Origin of the sequence: Streptomyces sp. NPDC056160 (assembly GCF_042268205.1) — a bacterium.
Lineage (GTDB): Bacteria > Actinomycetota > Actinomycetes > Streptomycetales > Streptomycetaceae > Streptomyces.
Genome location: NZ_JBHJUW010000096.1, coordinates 1 through 20,269 on the forward strand (window position 1 = coordinate 1; position 20,269 = coordinate 20,269).

Here is a 20,269-nt window from a genome sequence, read left to right on the forward strand (position 1 = left end):
GGGGCGGCCGGCGGGTGAACCCGGCTTCGTCCTCGAAGCAGATGTAACCTCCGCAGACCGCCCGGGCTGTTTCACCTCCGCCCAGGTCGCCTCCTCCCAGAGGGTGACGGCCTGCTCGTCGCGCTCGGCGACCCGCCGCGCGGGGACCTGCGGGCTGAAGCCGAGCCGGTGCATCAGCCAAGTGGCACCCGGGACGCTGCCGTCCCGCAGGAGTCAGCCCGCCCCCATCCGCATATCTCACCCACCACGGAATACAGACACCGCTCCAAGCGCAACAGGAACTCCGAGAAGATGCACCCCGACGAGCCGAAGTCAGCAAGTCCTGGGTCTGACACCGGAGAACGGCGTGATCGCTGTGACGGCGGAGCGTGCGAACGGCCTCCTCCTCGCGGCTCTGGACTGCGCAGAGTGACGCGGCCTGAGCCAGACATCTCCACCCTGTCCGGCGGCCGGCAGAGGGTCGGCGATCGGCGGAGTCAGACCATTCCGGATGCCCTCGCTCCGGTCGACCCGGCCGAGGAGGCACGCAGCTGGACCGGCCCGGCCGGGGACTCGGTCCGCGACCGCTGCCTCGCAGCCTTCGCGCGCGTACTGCCCGGCTTTTCCCCGCAGGAGCCGTGGTTCCGGATGCGGGGTTCCGTGCCGCGACGGCCGCCGACCGCGTCCAGGTCCACCAGCAGCCCTCCCCCGGCTGCGTGCCCCCGGCAGCGGGCGAGGCGGCCCGGCGATGGGCGATCACGTTCCTGACGGCAGCGGTGAGTGCGCCACCAACCCGGGCCTGACGACCCGAGACGGACGCTGGCGGCGCCGGGTCAGGCGGCGTTCGCCCTGTGGAGGAGGGCAGAGAGGCTGACGCGCCGTCGCTTCCCGAGCTGAAAGCGCGAGCTCGATTCTCGTCACCCGCTCCAACACCGTCCGTCTGGTCCTCGCGGATGTTGAACATGCCCGGTACCGGTGGCATCGTACGGGCATGCTTCCTCGCTTGCCTCAGCGCTTATTAGCCGGGGGCGTCGTCCTCGGCCTCGCCCTGCTGGTAACGGCTTGTTCCTCCGACGACAGCGACCACGACCGACTGCCCGGCCAACGCCCCTCCCCGCAAGAGACCAAGAGCAGTGGCCCCGAACCCAGTTTCCAGGGCGTCAAGTTCACCGTGGAAGGGGCACCGGGGAAAGAGTGCTACCACTCCGTGGTCGACTTCGACGACAAGGGCCCTGTCGTCCGCAACCATGACGACGGCTGGAGCCCGATGAGCCACCACGACCTCGACATCCACTCCTGCCCGGACGGTGTCACCCTGACCGTCGCCTGGGGCGGGAGGAAGGTCACTGGCACGATGGGCATGCGGGCCTGCGAACGAGCGGTGGCAGGAGAGAACGGCAACGGCCCCGGCGTCAACGGTGTCGCCGGCGTCGTCAACGAGATGCCGCTCTCCAGCCTCTCGTCAGGCGATCAGTTCTGCGAGTTCAACGAGATGTCCTCCACGGTCCATCTCTTCCGCCTCCAGTCGGTGAACCGCTCCACCAGCGAGACCATATGGACGGCGACGGAGTGGTTCGACCTCGGCTACACGGCCCCGGAGTCCTAGCCGAGGCCGGGGGAAACGCTGTCAGTGCCCGGCCGTAGCCTTCTGGTGGTGCCGGCCGTGCCAGAGCAGGCCCCGGAGTGTGCCCACATCCCGGGGCCTGCGCCATGCCCGGGGCCCCGGCGAGACCGGTCGTTCTCTCGGTCATGGAGTCGAGCAGCCGCAGGACCGTGGACCGTACCCGGGAAGCGGTTGCCGTGGGCCGCCGGCCCGAGGGCGTGGCCGCGCGGGTCAGGTCGTGGAGGTGGGTGGCCTCGTCGAGCTGCAGAGCGTGTGCGAGGGCTTCGAGGACGGAGTCGGAGGCTCCGGCGAGGTTTCCGCGCTCCAGCCGGATGTAGTAGTCCACACTCATGCCCGCGAGCAGAGCGACCTCTTCACGGCGCAGGCCCTCGGCGCGGCGTTTTCCGCCCTAGATGGACAGCCCGGCCTGCTCCGGAGGGTCCGGGCGCCTTCGAGCTCACGGCAGAGGAGCTGGCCGTCCTGGATGCGCTGGAGACCGGCCGCCGCGGTGGTCCCGAACCCGAAGCCGTCACCCTCGCCGATTCGGCCGCGCCGTCCCCGAAGCCTGACCCGCCCCCCTTCAGCAGAGGGACTCACTGTGCCCGCAACCGTCAAGGCGTTCGGCGCCCGCGACGTACGCCAGCCGCCCGTGCCCGTTACCGTCGAACGCCGCGACGTCGGCCCGCACGACGTCTGGATCGGCACCCTGCACTGCGGCATCTGCCGCTGCGACCCGGACTTCGTCAGCGGCGGGTTCGGTCCTCTCCCGGTCAGGCCGCTCGTGACCGGCCACGGGGCGCTGCACCGGCGGACCTGTGGGCAGCAGGGTGTCGAGGGCGCGTTGGAACGCCTTCCCGGCCATGCCGGCCCGGACGATCACTGGCCGGGCCGCCGGGGCCGCCCGCAGATGGGCGAGCACCCGGCCGGCTGCCGCCTCCCATAGCGGGCTCCACGACCACCAGTGACGCGACCCGAATTACGGCCCTCCCCACGCGGTGATCGCCTCCGATGGCGTTGTGCTCCTCCCCTCTGCCATCAGTGCCGCGCAGGAAAGCGGTACGGCCTCGGCGTCATGGACGCGGAGGCGGTGCACGGCGTTCGGGGCGCGCCAGACGGCCTGCGAGAGCGAGCGGTCGCCGATCCTGCGCGCCACGGGCCGCACGCCTCGCCGGCTTTGAGCTGTCGGCTCCGTCGATGCCGCAGGCAGCAGCCGCCCCGGATGCGCGGGCAGGCGAGGTAGGGACGCGTCGGTGTGTGGCGCGGTGGCAGCCGGTCCCACGCCGGTCCCGTCCCTTACCGACTGCCCTCCTGCGGCGGACAGATGGGAGCTGACGGGCGGCGCCGGGGACCGTCCTCGGGCTTCCGCGCGCTACGCGGATCCGCCCTCTGCGCCCTCGCCCCGGCCGGTGGGCCGGTCACAGACTGGTGTGATGGAACTGCATCGGTACAAGTTCAGGAGCGTGTGGGACTTCGCTCACCCGGCGGGCGATGTGTTCGCGGTCCTGCGCGTGGTGGATGACTGGCCCCTGTGGTGGCCCGGCGTGCGGCGGGCGCGGCGCATCGATGAGCAGTCGGGTGCGTTTCGTCTGCGCTCGCTCCTGCCGTTCGATCTCGACCTCACGATCTCCAATGGGTTCGAGGACGCGGAGGCCCGGGTGCTGCGGGGCGTGGTCGGCGGGGACCTGGAAGGCACATCGGGGTGGACCGTGCGACCCCACGGGAGTGGGAGCCAGGCTGTGCTGGAACAGGACATGGTGGCACGCAAGGCCCTCATCAGGTGGTTCGAAGTGCCAGGCCGGCCCCTCTTCCGGGCCAACCACTACCTGCTGACCCACCGGGGACACCGTGGTCTGACCGCATGGCTGGACCACAAACACCACACCACCGCCCAGGCATGGACCTGACGTCCCCACCTGTCCGACCCGCTTGGGCAACACGGAACACCGAGCGCGGCGGTGGTTCTTCGCGCTGATGAGGGTGCCGAGCCGACCGAGGTGGCCGTATTCAGGGGACCGTGCGCGTGAACAAAGCCAATACGCGACACCCTCGAGCTGCGAGCCCACAACCCCAAGGCCGGGAACGTCCCCGGACTCACGCACGCGCCCTGCTCACGCTCGCTGGGCCCGCTGCCCCCTCCAGCGGCCAACGGTGACTGCCGATGCACGGAAGGTGGGTCCGCGTGCAGCGCAATTTCCGGCGCCGGCGATTCAGCCCCGGTGGGTACCGGGGGTGAGCGCGTGATGCCGTGGACGGGTGTGCAGGAGACGGTGCTGCTGCGAGTGGCGCGCTCTTCCGGATCGGCTCACGAACACGCTGACGGAGACTGTGTCACCGGAAGCCGCGACGCATGCGTGGACACACTGGTCAATTCCGCATGGGCGCAGATGGCTTCGGGGCACGCTCGCTGTCCAGCAAAGCCATGAGGGGCGCGGCGTAACGGGTTCCGGCCACCGCGCCGGGTGGGACCGCCTCGTCGATCCTTCCGAGGCCGGCCTCGGTCAGGGCGACGTCGGTCGCCGCCAGGGCCTCCTCGATGCGGTCCGGTCGGCGGGCGCCCAGGACGGCCACGATGGTGCCGCGTTCGCGGCCCTGGGCGATGACCCAGGCAGTGGCCAGCTGCGCGACGCTGATGCCGTGTGCGTCGGCGAGCGGTCGCAGCCGGTCGACCAGGGTGAGGTTCGTGGCGAGGTTGTCGGGGCGGAAGCGGGGCAGCCAGTGGGTACGTGGGTCGCCTCCGGCGGGTTGTCGGTAGGTGCCGGTGAGCAGACCGTGTGCGAGGACCCCGTAGGCGGTGACGCCGATCCCCAGCTCGCGGCAGGTGTCCAGGATGCCGTTGGTCTCGGGGCCCCGGCTGAAAAGGGAGTATTCGATCTGCACGTCGCAGATCGGGTGCACGGCGTGGGCACGGCGGATCGTCTCCGGCCCTACCTCGGAGAGCCCGATGTGGCGTACGTATCCGGCCTGGACGAGTTCCGAGATGGCGCCGATCGTTTCCTCGACCGGGGTGTCGGGGGCGAGGCGGGAGGGGCGGTAGATGTCGACGTGGCCGGTGCCGAGACGGCGCAGCGAGTAGGCGAGCGCGTTCTTCACATGGGCGGGACGGCCCTCGATGCCGACGAAGGTTCCGTCAGGGCCGCGCACGCCGCCGAACTTGACGCTCAGGAGCGCCTTTTCGCGATCGCCGTCGCGCAGGGCGCGCCGGATGAGGTCCTCGTTGTGGCCCATGCCGTAGAAGTCGGCGGTGTCGAGGAGGGTGACGCCCGCCGCGAGGGCAGCGTGGATGGTGGCGATGGCAGCGGCTTCGTCAGCGGGAGCGGTGGCGTCGGACATACCGGCGCAGCCCAACGCGAGAGGGGCTACTTGCGGGCCGCCGGTTCCAAGGGTTCGGGTTCGCATGGGTCCTTCTGCGGGTGGAAGTGATGAGCGCGGCCGATGAGGCGGCAGAGACCTGTTAGCGTTGACATCTCAACATTAGAAAGGGCGCGTTGACATGTCAACACCGGACGGTGGGGCTCCCGAGCCGGACGAGACCATGAGCGAGACCGCGCTGGATCCCGTCGGCCTCTGGTCCGCCTTCAAGCGCGCCCACGAGATCGTCCGAACCCGTGTGATCGTGGACGCCGCCGATGCGGTGGGCCTGTCCGAGCCGGACCTGACGATCCTCGTCAACCTGAACAAGGCGGGGGGTTCCCTGCGCCAGAGCGAGCTCGCCGCGGCGCTCGGCTGGGACCGCACCCGCATCTCCCACCAGCTCACCCGCATGAGCAAGCGCGAACTCGTCACCCGCGAACGCGCCGGCGGTGTCACCGTCACCCTCACCGGCACCGGACGCCGGGCCATCACCGCCGTGCACCCCGGCCTGGACGCCGCGGTACGCCGCCACTTCACCGACAAGCTCTCCGCCCAGGAGATCGAAACACTGAGTTCTGTCCTGCGCCGGCTGTAGCCGCCGGAACGCAGGCCGACAAGCGGCAGGTACGAGGTCACCGGTCCCGACCAGGTGGCCCTGCCGCCTCTGCTCGACTTGGTGCACGTCAGCGAGAACGGCTGCGAGAACGCGCAGGACGCGGCCGACCGCTTCCGCGGGCCCAGCACCTTGAACCACGCGAAGTCCGGGTCGTCTCCAACCACGTGACCCCATCTGCACCGCTGCGCCAGTCGGGCCGCCACGGACACGACCGCCCGCTCGTCCATGAGCTGCTCGTCCCGTGCCGATCAGGGGATCCCACTCACCAGGTGATTACGCAGTCGATCCCGCAACTCCTCCTACCGGTCCGGAGCGTTCTTCTCCGACTTGCGGTGCGGTGGCGTGCCCACGTGCCCGCCGGTCTGCGCGCCCGGGCCCTTGTGGTCGGCATCCGCGAGGATCGAGAACCAGACGCCTCACCGCCTGCTGTGCACGAGCTCGTCAGTCGCCGAGGATCCGCTCCCACAGCAGCCCGTCCTGCCAGCGCCCGTCGAGAAGGATCGAGGAGTGCGCGACGCCGTACGCGCTGAACCCGTTGCGGCGCAGCACCCGCTGCGAGGGCAGGTTCTCCAGATTGGTGGACGCCTCGGCGCGGTGCAAGCCGAGTTCGTCCCTCATCACCCGCAGTACGAGCCCGACGGCACGCCCGGCGTGCCCCTGGTTCTGGGCGGCACTCGTGATCCAGTAGCCGACGGAGCCGCGGCGCAGGTGCAGCTGCGGCAGGATGCCTCCGACGGTGACCTGCCCGATCACCTGGTCGTCGGCGAGCACCACGCCCGGCCAGACCGTGCCGGCCCGGTATCCGGCCAGCAGCTTGTCGATCCGCTTCGCCTGTCCCTGCGGGGTGAAGAACCCGGCCGGCTGAGCCGGCTCCCACCGTCTAAAAGCCTCGGCGTCCCGCGCCCGATGCGCGGCGATCGGGGCGGCGTCGGTGGATTCGATCAGGCGGATCCTGGTGCTGCTGTGCATGCGCTGGTCCTCGTTGCGGTTGTCGGATGGCGGCCGGCCTGTGCAATGGTCCTCGTGCCGCCGCGCCCTACGCCCGCCGGAGGATCGAGTCGATCGCGGAGCTGGTGTTCTGGCCGAACAAGTCCAGGTACCGGGTGTCGAGGTGGTAGCGATGGGGGCTGCTCCGGAGGAACTCTCGAAGGGTGGTCCGCTTCGCCAGGCTGTCCTCGACCAGCAGGTAGTCACCGGCGGTCAGCCGGGCGTCGAAGAAGTCCAGCACGGTTCGGACGTGCGCGTGCGCGTCCTCTATCACCAGCCAGGGCCTGGGCAGATCTGCGCAGTCGGTGAGCACCTCGTCGAGGTGGCCGACGTCCCCGGTCCGAAAGCTCACCCGGTCGTCCCTGAGATCCACCTCGGTGCGATCGATCGAGATGATCGACGGCCGCAAGCCGTGCGCCTGGGCCACGTCGGCCAGCCAGAGCGCGCTCCCGCCGCTGCCGGAACCGAGTTCGATGATCGTTCCCGGGGCGAGTTCGGCTATCAGCATGGGATAGCACGCCAGGTCGAACACCGTCTTGTAGAGCGGCCGGCCGGCCCAGGTCAGATGATCGCTGACGCCCTGGGTGGCGACGAAGTTGCGGACCGGGAAGGCCAGGGCGGCGAGTACTTCCCGGTCGGATCGGTCCAGCCGCGGCAGCGGATCCTGGAAGCGCTCCGCCGTCAGCAGTTCGACGTAGGCGCTCAGTTCCCCGGTCCGGCCGCCGCGTCGGGCCCCGGCCGCCGCCCGCCGGATGTGGTGGTCGTGATAGGTGGCGATGCCGCCCTGCCGCGCGACCTTCGCGCTCACGAGACGCTCGGCGGTCTCCGCGAGTTCGTCGACCTCGTGGCCCAGCCCGGCCATTGCGCCTCCCAACTCCGGTTCAGAACGCGAAGATACACGATCGGCAGTGGTCTAGGCTGAGCGGCCGTGATCCGGCGGGGACGACGCCGGGGGTCTACATGTGATCTGCTCCTTCGTGCGCCGTGATCACGCCGATACCCAAGGACGGGAGCTGTGCGATGAATGTGCGGTTCGGTGTGAATCTGACGAAGCTCGAGGACCGGGCCTCCTGGATGGACAAATCCCGGCGTGCCGAGGATCTCGGCTACGACGTGATCACCGTGCCCGACCACATCGGCATGCCGTCGCCCTTCCTCGCGTGTGCCATGGCCGCCGAGGCGACGAGCAGCGTCCAGGTCGGCACGTTCGTGAGCAACACCTCGTTCTACAGCCCGGCACTGTTCGCGAGGGATGTCGTCACTGCCGCCCGGCTCACCGGAGGGCGGCTGGAGGTCGGGCTCGGTGCGGGATGGAAGAAACCCGAGTTCGACCAGGCCGGCATACCGTTCGAGGCGCCGGGCAGGCGCGTCGACCGACTCGTCGCGACCTTGGACGAGGTGACCCGCGTCGCCGCGTCCGAGCGGCCGCCCGTGATGATCGGCGGGAACGGAGACCGGGTGCTGCGACTGGCCGCCCGGCACGCCGACATCGTGTCCTTCTCCGGCACCCGGTTCGATCCCCAGGGCCGGGGCATGCGGTACCTGACTGAGCGCCAGATGGACGAACGGGTGGCGCTGGTGGATGCGGAGCTGCGCGCAGCGGGCCGGGAGTCGGTGTGCCGCAACATCATCGTCCTGCGCACTCAAGTGACGGACGACCGGCAGACCGCGCTGGAGGACTACTCCCGGTTCCTGCGGGGCACGCTCAGTCCTGAACAGGTCGGTGCCCTGCCCGCCGTGCTGATCGGGAGCCCGGAACAGATCGCCGGGCAACTGATTGCCCGCCGGGAGCGGTTCGGCTTCGACTACGTCATCGTGCAGGAGGCGGCGCTCGACGCCTTCGCCAAGGTGATCGCGCTGCTCGGCTGACCAGAGCTGGAGGAAGACGAGCGGGAACACGGTGGTCAGCGCCGCGTGGCCCGGTCCGCCGGGCTACGTCCCGCCGTCGCCGGTGGCCTCGGACGCTACGAAGCCGAGCGCCGTGCTGACCCGGTCGACCGGCGCCGCTTCGCCCTCGGCGCTGCGAGCCAGCAGGGTGCGGGCCAGTTCCTTGGTGTCGACGCCTCCCAGGGCGGCGCGCAGGCGTACGGCCAGCCGGTCGACTTCGCGCTCCAGTACCTGATGTGCGTCGCCCGCAGGCAGCGGGGGGAGCGTCTCGCCGTCCACCTGTCGCGCCAGGCTCTCGGTGATCGCCGTGACGACGTCGGTGAGCGGAAGCGGGTTGACGGCCAGTGTCAGATGGACACTGGGACTGCCGGACAGCGCGACGCCCGCGTGCAGCCAGCCCGCCGGCAGCCACAGCACGTCCAGTGGCCGCAGGATCACCTCTTCCACCGGCGCCTGGGCCGAGGGCCGCACCAGCCAGCGCTTGGCGCCCGCGAGCTGGACGAGGAACGCGCTGTAGGGGTCGGTGTGTTCGGCGAATCCCTGGGCGGAGCCCGGCGTCAGGTAGGCGTTGGCGAAGACCCGGGCGCCCAGGTCGCCGGCGAGCGCGCGGGTGAGCCGGCCCGCCGGGGGGTGGAACCGCTGGAGCCCCTGGAGGACCAGCGTCGATCCGCGGCCCAGCTGCCGGGCGATCCCTTCCGCGTCGGCGAGTTGCCCGACGGTGGAAGCCGTGTCGGAGCCGGACGCCAGGGTGTAGTGGCGGGGGTTGACCAGTTTGCCGTCCCGCGCCATCCGGAACGCCGGCATCCGAAGTCCGCGAGCGGCGACGAGTTCGTCCACGTCGTCCGGGGTCAACACGGCGCGCACTGCCTCCTGCGCCGTCGCCCGCATGGCACGGTCCGGCCAGCCGCCGGAGAACTGGCCGACAGAGAACCCCAGGTCACGCAGACTCACTCCGTCTCCCACCCGTTCGGCACCACACGGCTTGCGTCCGTCAGGCATCGTAGGCGACCGTGCGGCGCCGGGACACACCTGTTCCGGATCGAATCGCGCACACGCGCGGCCGACGCAGCCCGCATCGCCCCGCCGGGCCTGTTCCGGCAGTTCGCAGGTCGGATACGGTCTGGCGGACGGCCACGACACAGGAGGATGTGCCATGCGCGAAGCGGTCTCGAGGAGCGTCGACCTCTCGGGGGGACGTCCGCAGGTGCGCCCGCAGGACGATCTCTTCCGTCACGTCAACGGCCGCTGGCTCGACGAGTCCGTCATTCCCGAGGACCGCGCCGTCGCCGGATCGCTGGTCGATCTGCGCGACGCCGCCGAGCTGCACCTGCGGGAGATCGTGGAGCGGGCTGCCGCGGGAGACGCCCCCCAGGGCAGTGACGAGCGGCGCATCGGCGACCTGTACGCCAGCTTCCTCGACGAGCAGCGCGTCGAGGAGCTCGGCGCGGCGCCCCTGCGCCCGGGCCTCGACCTCGTCGCCGCCGCCGATACCGGGCCGGCCCTGGCGCGTGCCCTGGGGCAGTTGCAGCGGTGGGGGGTCACCGGCGCCTTCACCGCGTACGTGGACATCGACGCGGGCCGGCCCGACCGCTATCTCGTCCATCTCCAGCAGGCCGGGCTCGGTCTGCCGGACGAGTCCTACTACCGGGAGGAGTCTTCCGCCGCCGTCCGCGTCGCCTACCTCGCGCACATCGAGACGATGCTGAAGCTCACCGGTGCGGCCGACCCGGCCCGCACCGCCGAACGCGTCGTCGAGCTGGAGACCCGGATCGCCTCGGCGCACTGGGACCGGGTGAGGGCCCGCGACGTGGTGCGCACCTACACCCTCCTGGACCGTTCCGGCCTGGACGCCCTGGCCCCCGCCTTCGACTGGGACTCCTGGCGGGAAGGGTTCGGGGCGCCCGCGTCGGCGCTGGACGAAGTCGTGGTGCGGCAGCCCGATTTCCTGGAGAACTTCTCCGCGCTGTGGGCACAGTCCTCTGTCGAGTGCCGCCAGGCATGGCTGTCCTGGCAGCTGGTCCGTGCCACCGCGCCGCTGTTGAGCAGCGACTTCACCGAGGAGCACTTCGCCTTCTACGGGACCGCCCTGACCGGCGTGCCCGGGCAACGCGAGCGGTGGAAGCGCGGGGTGGACCTGGTCGAGTCCGCACTCGGGTACGCGCTGGGCCGTCTCTACGTCGCCGAGCACTTCCCGCCGCGCTCCAAGGAGCTGATGCTTGAGCTCATCGGCAACCTCCTCGCCGCGCACCGGCACAACATCGGGGCCCTGCCGTGGATGTGCGCGCAGACCAAGGCCCGCGCGCTGGAGAAGCTGGACGCCTTCACGTCGATGATCGGATACCCCGACCGCTGGCGCGACTACAACGCCCTGACGGTGCGCCGCGACGACCTGGTCGGCAACGCGCGGCGCGCCGCGGCCGTCGAGCTCGACCGGGAACTGGCCAGACTCGGCGGCCCGGTGGACCGCGACGAGTGGTTCAGGACCCCGCAGACGGTCAACGCGTACTACAGCCCCCGGATGAACCAGATCGTCTTCCCGGCCGCGATCCTCCAGCCGCCCTTCTTCGACCCCGACACCGACGCGGCCGTGAACTACGGGGCCATCGGAGCCGTCATCGGTCACGAGATAGGCCACGGCTTCGACGACCAGGGCTCCAAGTACGACGGCGCCGGCGCACTGCGGGAGTGGTGGACCGAGGCCGACCGCGCCGCCTTCGAGGAGCGGACCGGCGCGCTCATCGCTCAGTTCGACGCGCTGGAACCGGCGCAGGCCCCCGGGCAGCACGTCAACGGGGCGCTCACGGCCGGTGAGAACATCGGCGACATCGGCGGCTTGACCATGGCTTACCGCGCTTACCTCCGGTCCCTCGAAGGCGCCGAGCCACCGGTCGTCGACGGTCTCACCGGCACACAGCGGTTCTTCCTCAGCTGGGCGCGCGTCTGGCGGTTCAAGGCCCGCGACGCCGAGGTCCGGCGCAGACTGGTGGTCGACCCGCATTCCCCGGCCGAGTTCCGCTGCAACGCCGCCGTACGCAACCTCGCGGAGTTCCACGAGGCCTTCGGCGTGCGCGAGGGAGACGGGATGTGGAGGGACCCGGCCGACCGGGTGCGCATCTGGTAGCCGGACTCCCCCACCTTGCCTGCCCACCGGGACACCATGGTGTCCCCGCCGCTGGACCACGCCGCGCCGGCTCCGGCCCTGGCTCGCACCCGGGACCCAAGCCTCGCCGGCACCACCTCCCCCCGCCCCGCCCCCACACGTCTGGAGACCACGCTGCGATGACCACGGCAACCTTCGAAGACCTGCGCGATCTGATGTCGATGATGGCGGGCGACGAGAAGCACCGGGAAGCGGCGACCTCAACGGTCGACGCCCTGTGGGTGCTGTACGACCGCATGCTGCGGGTCACCCCTGAGATGGCCGAGGACCGCGACCGGTTCTTCCTGTCCAAGGGCCACGGCCCCATGGCCTACTACGCGGTGCTGGCCGCCAAGGGCTTCATCGAACCTGCCGAGCTGCGCCGGTTCGGTGCCTTCCGCTCGCCGCTCGGCATGCACCCGGACCGGGCCCTCGTGCCGGGCGTCGAGATATCCAGCGGCTCGCTCGGCCACGGGCTGCCGCTGGCCGTGGGCAGCGCACTGGGGCTGCGCGCCCGCGGCATCCCCTCCGACGTGTGGGTCCTCGTCGGCGACGGGGAGCTGGACGAGGGCTCGAATCACGAGGCGATCGCCTACGCGGGCCGCGTCGGCCTGGAGCGGCTGCACGTGATCGTGGTCGACAACCACTCCGCGAGCCACGGCTGGCCTGGTGGCATGGAGAGGCGTTTCGAGGTCGAGGGCTGGTCGACGGTACGGGCGAACGGGCGGGACCACGACGAGTTGGAGGCCGCCTTCCGCGCCCCGCACCCCGGCGCGCCACGGCTCGTGGTGGCCGACACCGGGGTGCGGTGACACCCCTTCCGCACCGGGCCGCGACCGTCGCCGCCCCGGCCGGCCCGCAGCCGGACGCCCCGTCGTGAACCCAAGGAGGACCCCATGGCCGGAATCATGCGTGAGCGCTTCGTCGAGGTGTCGACGCAACTGCTGGAAACCCACGAGCGGTTGGCGGTGCTGACCGCCGACCTCACATCAGCCCTCTTCGACGGTGCCCGCGAGCGCCACCCGGACCGAGTGCTGAACTTCGGCATCCGCGAACAACTTCTGATCAGCGCCGCCGGCGGCCTCGCGCTCGCCGGGATGCGGCCGATCGCGCACAGTTTCGCCCCGTTCCTCGTCGAGCGGCCCTTCGAGCAGATCAAGCTGGACCTCAACCACCAGGCGGTCGGTGCGGTGCTGGTCAGCGCCGGGGCCTCGTACGACATCTCGAGCAGTGGACGTACCCACCAGTCGCCCGGTGACGTCGCGCTGCTGTCGACGCTGCCCGACTGGACGATCGACGTCCCCGGCCACGCCGACGAGGCCGAGGCGCAGCTGAGGGAGGCCGCCGACGGCGACGGGTTGGTCTACCTGCGTCTGTCGAACCAGTCCAACGCGCACGCCCACGGCATCGTCGGGGGTCGTCTGCACCGCGGGTTCCGCACGTTGCGTCGCGGAACGGCGGCCGTCGTCGTAGCGGTCGGCCCGCTGGCCGACGCGGTCCTGACCGCGACCGAGGGACTGGACGTCACCGTGCTGTACGCGGCCACCGTCCGGCCCTTCGACAGCGTCGCGCTGCGGGCGGCCGTCACCGACCAGCGCGAGGCGGCCGTCGTCCTCGTCGAGCCGTACCTCGCCGGTACCTCGGTCCCGATGGTCGCCAACACGCTGGGCGACCTGCCGCACCGGGTGCTCGGACTCGGCGTCGGCCGTGACGAGTTGCGCAACTACGGCTCGCCCCGCCAGCACGCCATCGCCCACGGCCTGGACAGCGCGGCACTGCGCCGCGCCCTGGTCGGGTTCCTCGGCGAGAAGTAGCGCCTGTCGCGGCCCGGATCAGTCCCGGGCCGCGCGCAGCGCGGGTGTGAGCACCGGCAGCAGGGCCAGGACGATCAGGGCGAAGACGGCCCACATGGCGGCGCGGGTGCCGGCCCACTGGGCGAGCGCGCCGCCGAGCAGGCCGCCCAGCGGCATGGCGCCCCAGGTCAGCACGCGCATCGAGGCGTTCATCCGGCCGAGCAGCTCCGCCGGGCAGACGTGCTGGCGGTAGGTCAGCTGGGCGACGTTGCGCATGGAGATGCCGACGGCGAAGGCGAACGAGCCCACGGGGTAGAGCAGTACGAGCCAGCCGTGGCCGGTGAACGGCATCAGCAGGACGAAGGGCACGATGGCCAGGCTCGGCACCCAGATCGCTCGGGCGGTCCCGAGCCGCCGGATCACCGACCGCGCGGTGAGACTGCCCAGGAAACCGCCGACGCCCTCGCCGGCCAGCAGCAGGCCGTAGAGCCCGGGGCTGAGCTTCAGGTCCCTGACGAGCAGGATCGGTTGGACGGCCAGCAGCGCGGTGGTCGCCAGGCACAGCAGCACGCCGCTGGTGACGAGCATGCGCAGCACCGGCTGGTGGAAGACGTAGCGCAGTCCCACGGCGATCTGCTGACGAAGTGAGCCGCGCGCTTCGTTCTCCGGCTGCGGCTCGGAACGCCGGATCGCGCCGATGGAGCCGGCGGAGACGAGGAAGCTGGCCGCGTCCACCACGAGGGCTCCGACCGGTCCGGCCGCCTGTACCAGCCAGCCGCAGACGGCCGGGCCGCTGAAGTTGGCACCTCGGTTGGCCGTCTGCAGCACGGCGTTGCCCTCCGCCAGCCGGTCGCGGCCGACGAGGAACGGCACGTACGACAGGTGGGCGACGTCGAAGAACACCGTGGCCGTGCCGGCCAGCACCGCCACCGCGTACAGCTGGGCCAGCGTGAGCAGGCCGAAGGCGTGGGCCAGCGGTATCGAGGCCAGCAGGACGAAGCGCAGCAGGTCGGCCGCGACGAGCACGGGTCGGCGCCGCATGCGGTCCACCCACGCGCCGGCCGGCAGGCCGGCCACCGCCACCGGCACGGTGGAGGCCGCCGTGAGAAGGCCCATCTGGAACGAGGAGGCGTGGAAGACGCTCAGGGCCACCAGCGGGAGCGCAAGCATGGTGACCTGACTGCCGAACTGGCTGACGGTGTCGCCCGTGAGCAGCAGTTGGAAGCCCCGGTGGGCCCGCAGCAGCGGCCGGGCCGGTGCGGTGGCCATCGCGTGGGTGCTGGACGAGGTGGTCATGGCAGGCAGGTCTCCCCACGGATCGAGCCATCGCGCGGACGCTTCGCGACGCGGGCGAAGAGCCTCCGGCGCAACGGTGACGGCCCCTTCGCGCCATGAGCGTAGAGCATGTGCCAGGGGCTCCCGGAGGTTCCCGGACCACCCGGCGCCGCTGAAGTGAGGATCTTGTGTTCGTCTTCCAACGCAATGTCATAGGCCCTGCAAAGCACTGCTTTTGACATGGACAAGTCCGTTGACTGCGCTGGGGAGCGGGCTTACGTTCTCCCGGGGCTGCCCGTTGATCCACAAGCGGAGACGCAGCCACTGTCGACGAGACAAGGAGTTCATTGTGAGCATCGACACCCTGATCACTCCCACCGAGGAAGAGCTGCGCGCTGCGGCGATCGACGAGCTCGACGAGTTCGACGGCGATGCTCCGATGCTCATCGAGAACATCGACTTCGCCTGACGAAGCCAAGAACACATGTGACGTGACCGGCGGTTCGGCGGCAGGTCCGCCCTGCCGTCGGCACGGTCGCCCACTCGTGACAGGAGAGCTGCCGGTGCCGGTGAGTACGCTGACTGATCTACTGGAGGACGGCAGCGAGCTGCGCGCGGCGTACCACGGGAGTGAACCTCTGGTCCTGCGCGATGCGGTCGGCCTCGACGGACCGCCACGCATCAGCGACATCCTCGCGCTGATCGACGGCAGCCTTCTGCGCCGCCCCTACTTCTCGGTCCTCCAGGACGGCATGGCGCCCTCCGACAGCGAACTCCTCGCGACCCGCACGGTCGCCGGCACCCGCGTCGAGGGGTTCATCGACTCCGCCGCTGTGGGCAGGCAGCTCGCGAACGGCGCCACCCTCAAACTCAACCAGGTCGAGGACTGGCACCCCTTCCTACGCGGCGTCAACGATGCGCTCAACGCCGTCTTCCCCGCCGAGTCGAAGGCGTTCCTCTTCTATACGCCGGCGGGCAAACGCGGCATGCTCCCGCACCGCGACGGCTCCCGCGTCATCGCCGTCCAACTCGACGGTGCCAAGGAGTGGCACCTGTACGACACTCCCCCGGAGTCGGCGGCCAACGCCGGCCTGGACGTCGACACCTCCAAGGAAGAGATCGTCGTCCTGGAACCCGGCGACCTCCTCTACCTGCCGCACGGCACCGGGCACGCCGCCACCGCGATCGACCGCACCTCCCTGCACGTGACCTTCACGCTCACCGAGCCCTCTCCCCCAGCGCTCGTGCAGGCATACATCGACGAGTGGATCGCCTCCGGGCGCCCCGCCAGGGCAGGCCGTGACGCCACCTCGCCGCTCGGCCGAGCCGCCGCGCTGCTGGCCGACCTCAACGACTTCGGCTCCGGCGTCGACAGCGCCACGCTCGTCGGCCGGGCCCTCGCCACCGCACGTCTGCGAGACGGATCACGATGACGCACACCGACCCCCACGCCGACGTCGACACCGGTCTTCCGCGCTGGCTCGCCGAACGCCGGGGCGGCCGGACCGCCCACACGGCCCTGCCCGCCGGCATGGCGCTGCCGACCGCCGCCGACGTGCTCGGCACGATCGACTGCGGCCTGCTCGCGTACCCCTATCTGGAGGTCTGCCGGGGCGGCGCCAAACTGCCCGCCGCCGAGGTCTTCACCGCCCGCAGGGTCCAGAACCACAAGGTCACCGGCTTCATCCACCACCGCAACGTCACCGGGCAGTACCAAGCGGGTGCCACCTTGCGTCTGCCGGCCGTGGCAGACTGGCTGGCCGCCGCACGGCCCGCCCTGGAGACGGTCCGCGAGGCGCTCGGCCGGCACATCGAGGCGACCGCCTACCTCGCGGCGGCCGGATCCCCGGTGGCCTACGCCGAGGCGAGCGTGGACGCCGTCGTCCTCGTATGCTCCGGCAGCCTCACCTGGCACGCCGGCGAGCCGGACTCCGAGCCGCTGGAGGTCTCGGCCCCCAGCGCCGTGTACGTTCCGGCCGGCCTCACCCGAGGCGCATTCGCCGGCGGCGACGGGGACTGCCTGCTGCTCGTCCTCGCCGAGAGGTCGCCGGTCACGACCGAGATCATCAAGGCGCTGCGCCAGGCCGGCTCCGGCCACCTGGAGCAACAGGACACCCACCGGCGTCACCATTTGATGCCCGTCGACCAGAAGGCGGACTGGGTGCTCGGCGAACTCGCCGACTACTTCGCCGCGATGGACCCGGCCGACCTGCTGCGCCTGGCCACCGGCCGCGCCTGACGGACCTGACCACCGACGGTCCGGGGCTCCCGGCCGTGACGACAGCCCCGCGTCGGCCGCCGAGCGCCGGGCACCCCGACCACCGGGACCAACGGGAGGAGTCCGCCGTGGACCAGAGCCTCGCCCTGCGCAGCCGTTCGCTCGACGAGGTCGAGTGGCTGGCGCAGTCGCTGTTGGAACGAGTCGGTGTCACCCGGGTCAGTGAGGTCACCGACCTGGACCTCCTCGGCATCCCGGTCTACCAGTCCGTGCGCCCGCTGGCCGCCCGTGGACTCAACACCGTCACCAGCGGGAAGGGCTGCACCCGCCAGGGAGCCCGGGTCTCGGCGATGATGGAGGCCATCGAGCGTCGCTACTGCGAACCCGACGGCCGCCCCGGGGCGCCGGAACCGTACGAGGTCATGCGCGAGCGGATGCCGACGCTCGACCCCCGGCGGCTCGTCCCCCGCCGCGGCCACCGGTGGACGCCGCAGACGCCGACGACCTGGTGGCCGATGCACTGCCTGCGCAACGACGTCGACATCGCGGTGCCCGCGGTCGCCGTCTTCACGCCCTTCCCTCACGAGGGCGGGCTGATGTCGTCCAACACCATCGGCCTGGCCGCGGGCAACGATCCCGTCGACGCCACCGTTCAGGCGCTGTACGAGGTCATCGAACACGACAGCACGGCCTTCGGTGAGAAACTCGGCCTCGGCCACCGCGTGCCGATCGACACCCTCCCCGACGCACACCGGGAGGTCGTCGAACGTTTCGAGCGGGCCTCGATCAGTGTCACCGTCCACGCCTACACCGGCGGGCTGCCCGTTCCCACCTTCTTCGTCACCACCGACGACACCCACTCGCGCGACGGCATGCTCTTCAACGGCGGAGCGGGCTGCCACCTCGACCCGGAGATCGCCCTCGTGCGGGCGCTCACCGAGGCCGCGCAATCCCGCCTCGTCGTGATCGCCGGGGCGCGCGAGGACCTGGAGGGCCAGGCGTACCGGCGCCATGCGTCGTACGACGAACTACGCGACTACCTCCACACCTGGAGCGAGGGCCGGCCGTGGCTGCCGTTCGACGCGATCCCCGACCGCAGTTCCGGCGACAACGCGGTCGATCTGGCGTTCCTGCTCGACATGCTCGGGGAGCACGGCCTGCAACTCGTCCTGCGCACCAGCCTGGCCCCGGAGGGCCTTCCCTTCTCCATCGTGAAGGTCGTGGTGCCGGGCAGCGAGTTCACTCATGTCGACCACTTGCGGGTCGGGGTGCGCCTGCTGAACGCCCGCACGGCACAACGACCGGACTGGACGGCGGCATGGCAGTGAAACTGACGGTGTACGCGGGCAGTTCGCTGCTGTCCCGGGACAAGGAACGACTGCGCGAGAACGCCGACACCCTCGACGTCGACCTGGTCATGCGGCCACCGATCATCCGTGGCGACCTGCTGAGGACCCCGACCGAGGGGAAGTGGGACAACCGCACCCTCATCCTGGACGGGCAGTTCGGCCAGAACCTCTCGGTCTCCGTCACCGAGATCCGCGAGTACCTCGGGCGTGGCCTCTACCTCGCCGGTGCCTCGTCCATGGGGGCGCTGCGTGCCGTGGAGTGCCGCACGCTCGGCATGATCCAGCACGGCTGGGTCTGCGAGCAGTACCTCGCCGGGCACGTCGAGGCCGATGCCGAGGTCGCCCTGCTGATGGACCCGGTCACCAGCGAAGCACTGACCGTGCCCCTCATCAACGTACGGTGGCTGCTGCGGAAGCTGAGCGAACGCGGCGAGCTGGACACCGCGACCGCCGCGACCGCCCTGGAGACCGCCCGGCGCGTGGGCTACCGCAACCGGACACCCGAGGTGCTCGCCAACGCCTTCCGCCGCGTCCTGCCCACCGGCGCTTCGGATCTCCTTGCGCGGCGGTTGGAACCCGACACGGTCCCCGACTGGGACCGCAAGCGGCTCGACGGCATCGAAGCGGTGCGAACCGAACTCCGCGCCCTCGCCCGTTTTCCCTCCCCCGCCTGACGCCGGCGCCCCGACGCCCGCGATCTTCTGTCCGACCTGAAGGAGCGTTCTGTCCTGCCGGGTGTGTCGGCGGCAGGCTGCGTCCCACCGGGAGCCTGGCCAGAAGGACCGCTCGGACAGGACGCTGGGGCGGCTGCTGCGGGTGTACACCGAGCGGCTGCCGGCCGAGCAGTAGGGGCGGTCTGATCCGATACACGTCCACCCGCGAGCCGTCATCACTTGAGAAACGCTTGAGCGCCCCGCCGCCCGGGGCGAGGCGCTCACGGTCTGGCCCCGCCGCGCGCATCCCTCGCGGCAAGGCCCGGCTGTGTTACTGCGCCGTCGGCTCCATGGCGGAGGCGCGTTGCCATGCGATGCGGGCGGCGGCCTCGGTCACGGCGACCAGGTCGGGCGCGGCAGTGTCGCCGTCGAGGTGCCGCCATTCGGCGGCGAGGGTGATGGCCAGCCGCTCGGGCAGGCCCATGCCGGGGTAGCGACCCTCGTTCAGGAGGATCTGCGCGGCCTTGACGGGCGTCTTGCCCTGGCCGTGCAGGAGGAGGGCGTGGTCGGCGAGGTCGTCGAGGTAGGCGATGTGCTCCCGCAGGCCGCCCTGGTCGAGGAGGGGGCCGTGGCCGGGGACGATCCACTCGGGGTCGAGGGCGAGGATGCGCTCGCAGGCGGTGGAGACGGCCTCCAGAGGGCCCGCCCAGTGGGAGGGGTGGTCGCCGTTGAAGACGATGTCACCAGCGAACACGACGCGCTGCTCGGGGAGATGGACGATGAGGTCGCCGACGGTGTGGGCCGGGCCGACTTCGTAGAGTTCCACGGGGATGTCGCCGACGGTCAGGTCCAGACGACCGTCGAAGGTCCGAGTCGGCGGAACGACCTGTATGCCGGAGAAGTCGAATATGCCGAAGTGCTTCCGGAAATACCAGCCGAGCGGCGTTCCCGGGTCCGTTTTCTCGGCGAGTGCGCGCAGCTGCTGCGGCGTCGGCTCGTGACACAGATGGTCGAGGCTGCTGCGCGTCGCGATGACATCGGCGCCGGGCAGGCACTGAAGGCCCCAGGTGTGGTCGCCGTTGCCGTGGGTGGTCACGACCGTGTCGAAGCCGACGCCCGGAGCGGCCTGCCTGGCGGCGTCCAGGAACGCCCGGGTGAGCGCCGGCGTGTACGGGGTGTCGATCACGAGTGCGTCCGTACCGGAGGTGACGAGGCCGCAATTCGCAAAGCCCCAGGCGTTTTCCACGCCGGGAGTCCACACGTGGACGGCAGGGGCTACCTGATGCAGGGAGGAGAGAGAGCTCATGATCGAGCATTGTCGTACGCCCCGGTGAAGACCCGGCGCCCGCCCCCTGCGAAGCGGGAACCGGCGCGGTGACTGGAGGGACAGCACGAACAGGCGCGCGCCCGAGCGGTGAG

19 protein-coding genes and 1 pseudogene are annotated in these 20,269 nt (G+C 70.9%); 12 read left to right on the forward strand and 8 right to left on the reverse strand.

What is annotated here, in order from left to right; all coding sequences use genetic code 11:
- The coding region (locus ACFC02_RS28970; protein ID WP_376363464.1) for a winged helix-turn-helix domain-containing protein at positions 1-210 on the reverse strand (210 nt) is incomplete at its 3' end.
- Between the two features lie 760 nt (positions 211-970).
- Between ACFC02_RS28970 and ACFC02_RS28975 the strand changes: the two genes are divergently transcribed.
- Entirely contained in the window at positions 971-1,585 is a 615-nt protein-coding gene (locus ACFC02_RS28975) for a hypothetical protein (RefSeq protein ID WP_376363382.1), read from the forward strand.
- A 136-nt stretch (positions 1,586-1,721) separates the two neighbouring features.
- On the opposite strand, the pseudogene ACFC02_RS28980 reads toward ACFC02_RS28975, so the two are convergent.
- Positions 1,722-2,036 (reverse strand): annotated as a pseudogene (locus tag ACFC02_RS28980) (helix-turn-helix domain-containing protein); the annotation flags it as partial.
- Positions 2,037-2,180: 144 nt separating this feature from the next.
- Here ACFC02_RS28980 and ACFC02_RS28985 point away from each other — a divergent pair.
- Complete coding sequence (locus ACFC02_RS28985) at positions 2,181-2,525, forward strand: hypothetical protein (RefSeq protein WP_376363385.1); 345 nt, start codon at positions 2,181-2,183, stop codon at positions 2,523-2,525.
- Positions 2,526-3,012: 487 nt separating this feature from the next.
- Positions 3,013-3,486 carry an SRPBCC family protein gene (locus ACFC02_RS28990; protein WP_376363388.1) on the forward strand — a complete coding sequence of 158 codons (474 nt, stop codon included), beginning with the start codon at positions 3,013-3,015 and terminating at the stop codon, positions 3,484-3,486.
- Positions 3,487-3,946: 460 nt separating this feature from the next.
- Here ACFC02_RS28990 and ACFC02_RS28995 read toward each other — a convergent pair whose 3' ends face one another.
- Entirely contained in the window at positions 3,947-4,978 is a 1,032-nt protein-coding gene (locus ACFC02_RS28995; RefSeq protein ID WP_376363391.1) for an aldo/keto reductase, read from the reverse strand.
- A gap of 94 nt (positions 4,979-5,072) precedes the next feature.
- Here ACFC02_RS28995 and ACFC02_RS29000 point away from each other — a divergent pair, with 94 nt between their 5' ends.
- Positions 5,073-5,528: a MarR family winged helix-turn-helix transcriptional regulator gene (locus ACFC02_RS29000; RefSeq protein WP_376363395.1), complete on the forward strand. Its 456-nt coding sequence runs from the start codon at positions 5,073-5,075 to the stop codon at positions 5,526-5,528.
- Positions 5,529-5,990: 462 nt separating this feature from the next.
- Here the strand turns inward: ACFC02_RS29000 and ACFC02_RS29005 are convergent, their stop codons facing one another.
- Together ACFC02_RS29005 and ACFC02_RS29010 are read right to left on the reverse strand one after the other, a co-directional pair.
- On the reverse strand, positions 5,991-6,518 hold the full coding sequence (locus tag ACFC02_RS29005) for a GNAT family N-acetyltransferase (protein ID WP_376363398.1): 528 nt from the start codon (positions 6,516-6,518) through the stop codon (positions 5,991-5,993).
- A 67-nt stretch (positions 6,519-6,585) separates the two neighbouring features.
- The gene (locus ACFC02_RS29010; RefSeq protein ID WP_376363401.1) at positions 6,586-7,398 is read right to left on the reverse strand and encodes a CmcI family methyltransferase; all 813 of its coding nucleotides are present in this window, start codon (positions 7,396-7,398) and stop codon (positions 6,586-6,588) included.
- A 176-nt stretch (positions 7,399-7,574) separates the two neighbouring features.
- Here ACFC02_RS29010 and ACFC02_RS29015 point away from each other — a divergent pair, with 176 nt between their 5' ends.
- On the forward strand, positions 7,575-8,405 hold the full coding sequence (locus ACFC02_RS29015) for a TIGR03621 family F420-dependent LLM class oxidoreductase (RefSeq protein ID WP_376363404.1): 831 nt from the start codon (positions 7,575-7,577) through the stop codon (positions 8,403-8,405).
- Positions 8,406-8,468: 63 nt separating this feature from the next.
- On the opposite strand, the gene ACFC02_RS29020 is transcribed toward ACFC02_RS29015, so the two are convergent.
- Positions 8,469-9,374 (reverse strand): cupin domain-containing protein, encoded by a 906-nt coding sequence (locus ACFC02_RS29020; RefSeq protein ID WP_376363407.1) that lies wholly within the window; start codon positions 9,372-9,374, stop codon positions 8,469-8,471.
- 202 nt (positions 9,375-9,576) lie between these two features.
- On the opposite strand from ACFC02_RS29020, the gene ACFC02_RS29025 reads away from it, so the two are divergent.
- The 3 genes from ACFC02_RS29025 to ACFC02_RS29035 all read left to right on the forward strand — a co-directional run bounded on the left by ACFC02_RS29025 (position 9,577) and on the right by ACFC02_RS29035 (position 13,376).
- Complete coding sequence (locus ACFC02_RS29025; RefSeq protein ID WP_376363410.1) at positions 9,577-11,544, forward strand: M13 family metallopeptidase; 1,968 nt, start codon at positions 9,577-9,579, stop codon at positions 11,542-11,544.
- Positions 11,545-11,702: 158 nt separating this feature from the next.
- Entirely contained in the window at positions 11,703-12,374 is a 672-nt protein-coding gene (locus ACFC02_RS29030) for a thiamine pyrophosphate-dependent enzyme (protein ID WP_376363413.1), read from the forward strand.
- Positions 12,375-12,458: 84 nt separating this feature from the next.
- The gene (locus ACFC02_RS29035) at positions 12,459-13,376 is read left to right on the forward strand and encodes a transketolase family protein (protein WP_376363416.1); all 918 of its coding nucleotides are present in this window, start codon (positions 12,459-12,461) and stop codon (positions 13,374-13,376) included.
- A gap of 18 nt (positions 13,377-13,394) precedes the next feature.
- Here the strand turns inward: ACFC02_RS29035 and ACFC02_RS29040 are convergent, their stop codons facing one another.
- Positions 13,395-14,651 carry an MFS transporter gene (locus ACFC02_RS29040; RefSeq protein WP_376363419.1) on the reverse strand — a complete coding sequence of 419 codons (1,257 nt, stop codon included), beginning with the start codon at positions 14,649-14,651 and terminating at the stop codon, positions 13,395-13,397.
- 548 nt (positions 14,652-15,199) lie between these two features.
- On the opposite strand from ACFC02_RS29040, the gene ACFC02_RS29045 reads away from it, so the two are divergent.
- The 4 genes from ACFC02_RS29045 to ACFC02_RS29060 all read left to right on the forward strand — a co-directional run bounded on the left by ACFC02_RS29045 (position 15,200) and on the right by ACFC02_RS29060 (position 18,871).
- Entirely contained in the window at positions 15,200-16,063 is an 864-nt protein-coding gene (locus ACFC02_RS29045; protein WP_376363422.1) for a JmjC domain-containing protein, read from the forward strand.
- On the forward strand, positions 16,060-16,869 hold the full coding sequence (locus ACFC02_RS29050) for a hypothetical protein (RefSeq protein ID WP_376363425.1): 810 nt from the start codon (positions 16,060-16,062) through the stop codon (positions 16,867-16,869). The genes ACFC02_RS29045 and ACFC02_RS29050 overlap by 4 nt, the downstream gene beginning before the upstream one ends.
- A 107-nt stretch (positions 16,870-16,976) precedes the next feature.
- Positions 16,977-18,176: a YcaO-like family protein gene (locus tag ACFC02_RS29055; protein ID WP_376363428.1), complete on the forward strand. Its 1,200-nt coding sequence runs from the start codon at positions 16,977-16,979 to the stop codon at positions 18,174-18,176.
- Positions 18,167-18,871, forward strand: a complete 705-nt coding sequence (locus ACFC02_RS29060) for a TfuA-like protein (RefSeq protein ID WP_376363430.1) — start codon at positions 18,167-18,169, stop codon at positions 18,869-18,871. The genes ACFC02_RS29055 and ACFC02_RS29060 overlap by 10 nt, the downstream gene beginning before the upstream one ends.
- Before the next feature lie 310 nt (positions 18,872-19,181).
- On the opposite strand, the gene ACFC02_RS29065 is transcribed toward ACFC02_RS29060, so the two are convergent.
- Positions 19,182-20,156, reverse strand: a complete 975-nt coding sequence (locus ACFC02_RS29065) for an MBL fold metallo-hydrolase (protein ID WP_376363433.1) — start codon at positions 20,154-20,156, stop codon at positions 19,182-19,184.
- Positions 20,157-20,269: the final 113 nt, after the last annotated feature.

What these genes read in the sequence shown, in the direction of transcription:
- ACFC02_RS28975 (WP_376363382.1), top strand. Translation starts at nt 971, where the DNA reads ATGCTTCCTCGCTTGCCTCAGCGCTTATTAGCCGGGGGCGTCGTCCTC.
- ACFC02_RS28990 (WP_376363388.1), top strand. Translation starts at nt 3,013, where the DNA reads ATGGAACTGCATCGGTACAAGTTCAGGAGCGTGTGGGACTTCGCTCAC.
- ACFC02_RS28995 (WP_376363391.1), bottom strand. Translation starts at nt 4,978, where the DNA reads ATGCGAACCCGAACCCTTGGAACCGGCGGCCCGCAAGTAGCCCCTCTC.
- ACFC02_RS29000 (WP_376363395.1), top strand. Translation starts at nt 5,073, where the DNA reads ATGTCAACACCGGACGGTGGGGCTCCCGAGCCGGACGAGACCATGAGC.
- ACFC02_RS29005 (WP_376363398.1), bottom strand. Translation starts at nt 6,518, where the DNA reads ATGCACAGCAGCACCAGGATCCGCCTGATCGAATCCACCGACGCCGCC.
- ACFC02_RS29010 (WP_376363401.1), bottom strand. Translation starts at nt 7,398, where the DNA reads ATGGCCGGGCTGGGCCACGAGGTCGACGAACTCGCGGAGACCGCCGAG.
- ACFC02_RS29025 (WP_376363410.1), top strand. Translation starts at nt 9,577, where the DNA reads ATGCGCGAAGCGGTCTCGAGGAGCGTCGACCTCTCGGGGGGACGTCCG.
- ACFC02_RS29030 (WP_376363413.1), top strand. Translation starts at nt 11,703, where the DNA reads ATGACCACGGCAACCTTCGAAGACCTGCGCGATCTGATGTCGATGATG.
- ACFC02_RS29035 (WP_376363416.1), top strand. Translation starts at nt 12,459, where the DNA reads ATGGCCGGAATCATGCGTGAGCGCTTCGTCGAGGTGTCGACGCAACTG.
- ACFC02_RS29040 (WP_376363419.1), bottom strand. Translation starts at nt 14,651, where the DNA reads ATGACCACCTCGTCCAGCACCCACGCGATGGCCACCGCACCGGCCCGG.
- ACFC02_RS29050 (WP_376363425.1), top strand. Translation starts at nt 16,060, where the DNA reads ATGACGCACACCGACCCCCACGCCGACGTCGACACCGGTCTTCCGCGC.
- ACFC02_RS29060 (WP_376363430.1), top strand. Translation starts at nt 18,167, where the DNA reads ATGGCAGTGAAACTGACGGTGTACGCGGGCAGTTCGCTGCTGTCCCGG.
- ACFC02_RS29065 (WP_376363433.1), bottom strand. Translation starts at nt 20,156, where the DNA reads ATGAGCTCTCTCTCCTCCCTGCATCAGGTAGCCCCTGCCGTCCACGTG.